Origin of the sequence: Holdemania filiformis DSM 12042 (assembly GCF_000157995.1) — a bacterium.
Lineage (GTDB): Bacteria > Bacillota_I > Bacilli_A > Erysipelotrichales > Erysipelotrichaceae > Holdemania > Holdemania filiformis.
Window position 1 is genome coordinate 132,896 of the sequence record NZ_GG657551.1, and the last position, 5,750, is coordinate 138,645.

Here is a 5,750-nt window from a genome sequence, read left to right on the forward strand (position 1 = left end):
GTGCCGCATCCCACAAAGATCCCCGGCACTTATCTATCCACCGCTTCCCTTCAATGAAGAGATAGCGAACGATGGGTATCGCTTTCTCAAGCGTCCCTACACCTATAGTATATTCCATTCTTGAGTTATTTCAAGGTTTTTTCTCAATTTGTTTTTTGCCCCGTTTATTCTAAACTGCCCGCTTCTCCGCTACGCCGTTTTGTTATCCTTGATCGCGCCCTTGCGCCATTTCAGCTGCAGCTTTTCAATAAAACCCGTTTTGTAACGCAGCGACAAATAGCCGACGAAGGACATGATAAACGCGCCCAGACAGTCGACGATCAGATCCTTCATCGTGTCCAATAACGCCGCCCGGCCGATCAGCTGCGTCCCGTTTTCCAACATGAACTTCTGCATGTTCAGACGCAGGATGCCGTCAAAGGTAAATTCATAGATTTCCCAGAAGACGCCCAGCGTCACCGCAAAGCAAAACGCGAAGACCGCGACAAAGACCGGAGAAAGGTTCATCGGGATCTTTTCCGATTTATTTAAGATCGTGACGAAGGAAAAGCCCAGCGCTCCCAGCATCCCGCCGCTGAAGGTATGCAGGATTGTATCCCAATGCGGCACATTGTAATAGAACGCCCGCACTTCCCCCAGATAGATCGCGCAGTACAGAAAAACCGCGTACAACAGAAGCATGTTGCTGGGAATATGAATCTGGATCTTGTGCTCGATAAAATCCGGCAGCCGCATCGCCACGACGCCCAGAATGCACTGCACCAGCATTAACAGATAGTCGCTCTTAACACGCACATCCTCCGCCACCGCTTCCGCCGGCGCCATGGTGATCCGAATGACCAGGAAGATGACGGACAGAATCATCGTGACAAAAACGAAGTTATAAATAAACGAATTCCAGTTGAATTTTTTCTTCATATCTTTCCCTCTTTTCAAACATAGTACTTATTTTAATCAGGACGCCCATGACTTGCAACGATTATTCTTCGTTTCGTTTTAAAATAACGGAATCTGTTCTCCCTTTACACAGATTTCATCAACTGACCGGCCTCTGCCGCACCCGGCAACGACAAAAAAATCAGAGACCAAAGCGGTAGGCTGCTCTGATTCCTGATTTCAACCTTGTGTCGTTGACAGGGATTATTCCGTTGTTTCTTCCTTACTGCGGCGACGGCTGCGTCCCGCTTTTTTCTTTTCTTCCAGCATCTTATTGAAATTGACAATGCCGGTTTTTGCGGTTTCTTCCAGTGTGTCCGTTGAAATTTCACCGCCCATGCGCAGACCCAGACATTCCATGACCATCGGCAAATTCATGCCCGTCAGCACCGTGATCTGTTCGTTCAGCACAAATGCCGACTGATTGCACGGCGTACCGCCCAACAAATCCGCGAAGACCAGCACGCCTTCGCCGGTATCGACCTCCTTGACCGCTTCCTGCAGCCGGCCGCGGAAATCCTCCGGGTCATCCTGCGTATTCAAAACGACCGCTTTCATCTGCGGAATGTTTTCACCGAAAAAGATTTCCGCCGTTTTCAACATTCCTTCGGCCAACGGTCCGTGACTGATTAACAAAATACCTTTCATAGCTACCTCCCGGCAGTCCGTTTTCTGATAAAACTGCCTGTCTCTTTCTTCTCTTGATTCTTCTTCGTTTTTTGATTTCATCCCGTGTGTTTGTATCAGATTCACACTGATGAAGGATCCGCTGCGTTATTTTCCGGCTGGATCAGTCCGCCGATCAAGCTGACTGCCTGACGGATTTGATCGCTGTCCATCTGCACGTCGAACTTACCGCCCGGCATTTCACAGGTCATTGAAGCGGGATCCGCCGTGCTGATCAAAATACCGCTGTTCCAGCTGCGGATCAGGCTGTCATCCGGTTCCTCTGCCGCCTGTACCGTGATTTCCGGCCACCCTTGTGCGCAATGCTCCCGCAGCTTCGCTTCCTTTCCTTTCAGGATAGCGCAGAGCGCTTTTTCCCGGCCCAGCTGATTCAAATAGACCAGCCTCGCCTGCGGGAAATGCTCGCGCAGCTGCTGCAAACCCAGCTCCGTTCCGGTTTCTTCCAGGAAACAGAACGCGATCGGCCGGTTTCGGTAAGTACGGGCGCATTCCAGCATCGCAAACAACGCCGCATTCTTTCCGGCATTGCCCACTGCCTGTCTGCGGCCCAGTCCGAAAGCGAACAGGAAAACCAGCGCTGCCATTAAAAACAAGTACCAGCGGCCGGCCTCCTTGGTTCCCGCGATGCACAGCAGCACGCCCATGACAGCCAGCAGTACGCTCAGCACCAGCGTCACCGTCAGATTATCCAGTTGATTTTTCCGGTTCGCCGATTGATCAAGCAGCCGCTGCCGGCCGGGAATCATCCGGGCTTCGCGCAGATTGAAATCCGCGGCCACGATCAGACGGGCATGTTCCGGATCGCCGCCGATCAGCTGTTGTCCATGAATCCCTTTTTTCCCGATCAATGTTGTGCGGTAGCCCAGCGTTCCCAACATCTCGCTTAACTGCAGCAGCGTTCGTTTCTTCTGACCTGCGCTCTTGCGCCGCGCCATCCGCTGACACATTGTCAGCAGGCGTTCCTTCATGTTATCCTGAACCTCCATCGTGTTTCTTTCCTTTCCCAGTGAGAAAAGGCCGACGCACACAGCCGGCCTTGTTCCGTTAAAACTTTACGAGATCATGAACCATTTTTTTGTTATATTCCGGTGAAATCTGATGCGTGAGCAGAACACCATGATCTTCCAGAAAACGGAACGCTTCTTTATCTTTATCGTCGACAAACAAGCAAGCTTCCGCTTTGACCTTATTTTCATTATCTTTGGCGTACATGCCGCTGATGACAATCTCCTTCATGGAATAGCCGAGTTTGACCAGTTCCACGGCGTCGAAGATCTCTTTGAAAACAACCATCACGCGGTAGTCTTCCAGCTCATCACTGGTCAATAATTCATAGGCGTCCTGCGGGGAAACCGCGTCAACCTCGGCGTTGAGCGCCGCCAATTCCAGCAGCATGACCTGGGTCGGATCGTTCGCCGTTTTTTCGTTGATCACCACAAACTCCTCGATGTTCAGCGCGCGCGCAAAGTTACTGACCTGGCCGTGCAGCATTCTTCCGTCCAGTCGATACTGAATAACTGCCATATTCTATTTCTCCTTTCAAATCGTAGTGAATTCCGCCCTGGATTACATATTGATAATTACAGAATCAGGGAAATGATCAGCGAGAAGACGAAGATCAAACCGACCAGCTTCAAAGAAGAAACGTTCTTCTTATACAGCCATGCCAGACAGATCGTCAGCGCTAACGGCGCCAGACCTGGGATGATGTTGTCCAATTCCTGCTGAATGTTCAAAACGTAATCGCCGATCTGGATCGCGCTGGTCAGCTTGAAGCCGACCCAGGAAGGAATCAGCGCACCGACCGCGGTCATGCCCAGGATCGTGGCGCTTTCCATCAGGCGGTCCAGAATTCCGGACTTGTTCATATCACGGATAACCTTCATACCATTCTTATAGGTATAGAAGAATCCAAAATAGGAAATTCCAAAGTAGTACGCGTTGCCTAAGACAAAGAACAGGATCGCGCCGAAGATCGAGCCGTTCATTGCGAAGCCGGCGGCCAGTGCGCCGATGATCGCTTCAACGGTTGCCCGCAGTGAATCACCGATGCCGGCCAGCGGTCCCATTAAGGACGCCTTGATCGTATTGACGGATTCTTCCAGCGCTGTGCGTTCCTCGCCATACGGCATATTGGCGATCTGTTCTTCCTGCGCGCAGTTCATACCGAGCGTGAAGCCCATCCATTCCGGCGTCGTGTTGTAGAACGCCATGTGGCGCTTTGCCGCAGAAATCTGATCTTCTTTGTTTGGATATAATTTTTTAAGAACCGGAGCCAGCGCCGAGAAATACTGCAGCGTCTGGAAACGTTCGTAGTTGATCGTGACCATCGGGAAGCAGGCGAATCGTAAGAAGACGCCCATCAGTTCTTTGCGTTCCAACGAAATGATCTTGTTCTCGTTAACAGGCTGTTCCATTCTGTTTTCCGTCATTAGATCGCACCTCCTTTTCTCCGTTTACCCTGCGGGCCGAAGAAGAAGACAAAGATTGCCATCGAAACGCCCAGCAGCGCGATCGCCAGCAGCGAGCCGCCGAAAACGGCGCACATTACGAAACCGACGATAAAGAACGGAATGTATTTGACTTTATACATCATCGCCAGCAGCATGCCGAAGCCTAACGCCGGAAGCATACCCGTAGCGGCTGTCAGCCATTCAGAGATCCAGACCGGCATATTTTCGTTGACCATGGTAACAAAGCTGGAACCAAAGTAAATGCACAGGAAGACCGGGATGAATTCCGTAATGAAGAACACCAGCGAGCCGACCAGCTGCAGCCGGGTCATCTTCTTGTAATCCGCCGTTTCCGCGTATTTATCCGCAATATGCATTAACGGTGTGTTGATCGTCCAAGCCGCCATCCGGCCCAGCTGACCCATAACGGAAACCGGAACCGCGATCGCAATCGCCGTTTCCATTTCGACGCCGGTAATAATGCACAGCGCCGTCGTTACCGTCGTCGCCGTCGTGGCATTGACCGGAATCGCCGCACCGACGCCCTGCACGCCCATGTAAACCAACGTCAGCGTACCGCCGATAATAATGCCCGTTCTTAAATCCCCCAAAATAAGACCGACCAAAGCGCCGCAGACGACCGGTTTGGTTGTCTGTAAGTTGACGAAGCCATAGTTTGTCCATCCAAAGAATGCACACACAACAGAAACAAATAAAGCATATCCTAGTCCAATATTCATATTGTACCTCCTCTCTAGGATTTTCCTTTATTGCCGCCCTCTCTTTTTGTTTTCCCAACCTCCTGTTCTAGTTAATTCAGCAGGCAGTCCCACCATGCCTACTTCTTGATATAATCAACAAATCGTTTTGTGATGCTCATCGGATTGGTAATCGCCGTGCCCACGACGATCACATCGGCGCCGCATTCAAACGCCTTTTTCGCTTCTTCCCGCGTCCAGATCCGGCCTTCGGCATTGATGAAGACCTCCGGGAATTCCTTGCGGATCTGTTCGATCAGATCAAAATCCGTTCCCAGAGCGTAACGATCCAGACTGTCCTCGGTATACCCGGACAACGTCGTCGAGATGATGTCCGCACCCGCTTCCACACTGTGGCGGGCGTCGTTGATCGTGGCGATGTCGGCCATGACGACCTGATCCGGATACGTTTCCTTGATCTCGCGAATCAGCTCATAGGCTTTGCGTCCGTTGCAGTTATTGCGGTCGGTGCCGTCTACGGCGATGATATCGCTGCCGATCTCCCGCAGCACTTCGACTTCTTTCATCGTCGGGGTGATATACACATCGCAGCCTTCGGTGACCACTTTCCAGATTCCGATCATGACTTTATCCGGGAAGGCTTCTTTGATCATCCGCACATTCTCCGGCCGGTTCGCCCGGAAACCCGCACAGCCGCCGATCGCCGCGGCTTTGGCCATTCTCGTCATTTCCTCCGGGGGATTAAATGGATTTTCTTCCTCGTTGGCTTGACAGGAAACGATCAGTTTTCCTCGAATCTGTTGAAAAATTTCCTCTTTTCTCATAACGGCTCCTCTCTCTTTTTCGTGTCCGCAAAGGTACACCTTTATAAAACTTATGCAAGATAGCGCAGAACAGAACAAAAACAGGTAAAAATTAAATTATTTATTCATTTTCCAAGGGATAATTCAGGGTA

The 5,750-nt window shown here is 51.0% G+C and carries 7 protein-coding genes; all 7 read right to left on the reverse strand.

What is annotated here, in order from left to right; genetic code table 11:
- Positions 1-189: 189 nt before the first annotated feature.
- The 7 genes from HOLDEFILI_RS00610 to HOLDEFILI_RS00640 all read right to left on the reverse strand — a co-directional run bounded on the left by HOLDEFILI_RS00610 (position 190) and on the right by HOLDEFILI_RS00640 (position 5,619).
- Positions 190-918, reverse strand: coding sequence for a DUF2238 domain-containing protein (locus HOLDEFILI_RS00610; RefSeq protein ID WP_006057362.1), 729 nt, complete (start codon positions 916-918; stop codon positions 190-192).
- A 222-nt stretch (positions 919-1,140) separates the two neighbouring features.
- Positions 1,141-1,584 carry a PTS sugar transporter subunit IIA gene (locus HOLDEFILI_RS00615; protein WP_050766896.1) on the reverse strand — a complete coding sequence of 148 codons (444 nt, stop codon included), beginning with the start codon at positions 1,582-1,584 and terminating at the stop codon, positions 1,141-1,143.
- A gap of 101 nt (positions 1,585-1,685) precedes the next feature.
- Entirely contained in the window at positions 1,686-2,609 is a 924-nt protein-coding gene (locus HOLDEFILI_RS00620; protein ID WP_006057364.1) for a hypothetical protein, read from the reverse strand.
- Positions 2,610-2,667: 58 nt separating this feature from the next.
- Positions 2,668-3,147 (reverse strand): PTS sugar transporter subunit IIB, encoded by a 480-nt coding sequence (locus HOLDEFILI_RS00625; RefSeq protein WP_006057365.1) that lies wholly within the window; start codon positions 3,145-3,147, stop codon positions 2,668-2,670.
- A 56-nt stretch (positions 3,148-3,203) separates the two neighbouring features.
- Positions 3,204-4,055 (reverse strand): PTS system mannose/fructose/sorbose family transporter subunit IID, encoded by an 852-nt coding sequence (locus HOLDEFILI_RS00630; RefSeq protein WP_006057366.1) that lies wholly within the window; start codon positions 4,053-4,055, stop codon positions 3,204-3,206.
- Positions 4,055-4,816: a PTS mannose/fructose/sorbose/N-acetylgalactosamine transporter subunit IIC gene (locus HOLDEFILI_RS00635; protein ID WP_006057367.1), complete on the reverse strand. Its 762-nt coding sequence runs from the start codon at positions 4,814-4,816 to the stop codon at positions 4,055-4,057. Before HOLDEFILI_RS00635 ends, HOLDEFILI_RS00630 begins: the two co-directional genes overlap by 1 nt.
- A 98-nt stretch (positions 4,817-4,914) precedes the next feature.
- Positions 4,915-5,619, reverse strand: coding sequence for an N-acetylmannosamine-6-phosphate 2-epimerase (locus HOLDEFILI_RS00640; RefSeq protein ID WP_006057368.1), 705 nt, complete (start codon positions 5,617-5,619; stop codon positions 4,915-4,917).
- Between the last annotated feature and the right edge of the window lie 131 nt (positions 5,620-5,750).

Bases quoted from the DNA above. Each gene is read 5' to 3' on its own strand.
- HOLDEFILI_RS00610 (WP_006057362.1), bottom strand. From the start codon at position 918: ATGAAGAAAAAATTCAACTGGAATTCGTTTATTTATAACTTCGTTTTT.
- HOLDEFILI_RS00615 (WP_050766896.1), bottom strand. From the start codon at position 1,584: ATGAAAGGTATTTTGTTAATCAGTCACGGACCGTTGGCCGAAGGAATG.
- HOLDEFILI_RS00620 (WP_006057364.1), bottom strand. From the start codon at position 2,609: ATGGAGGTTCAGGATAACATGAAGGAACGCCTGCTGACAATGTGTCAG.
- HOLDEFILI_RS00625 (WP_006057365.1), bottom strand. From the start codon at position 3,147: ATGGCAGTTATTCAGTATCGACTGGACGGAAGAATGCTGCACGGCCAG.
- HOLDEFILI_RS00630 (WP_006057366.1), bottom strand. From the start codon at position 4,055: ATGACGGAAAACAGAATGGAACAGCCTGTTAACGAGAACAAGATCATT.
- HOLDEFILI_RS00635 (WP_006057367.1), bottom strand. From the start codon at position 4,816: ATGAATATTGGACTAGGATATGCTTTATTTGTTTCTGTTGTGTGTGCA.
- HOLDEFILI_RS00640 (WP_006057368.1), bottom strand. From the start codon at position 5,619: ATGAGAAAAGAGGAAATTTTTCAACAGATTCGAGGAAAACTGATCGTT.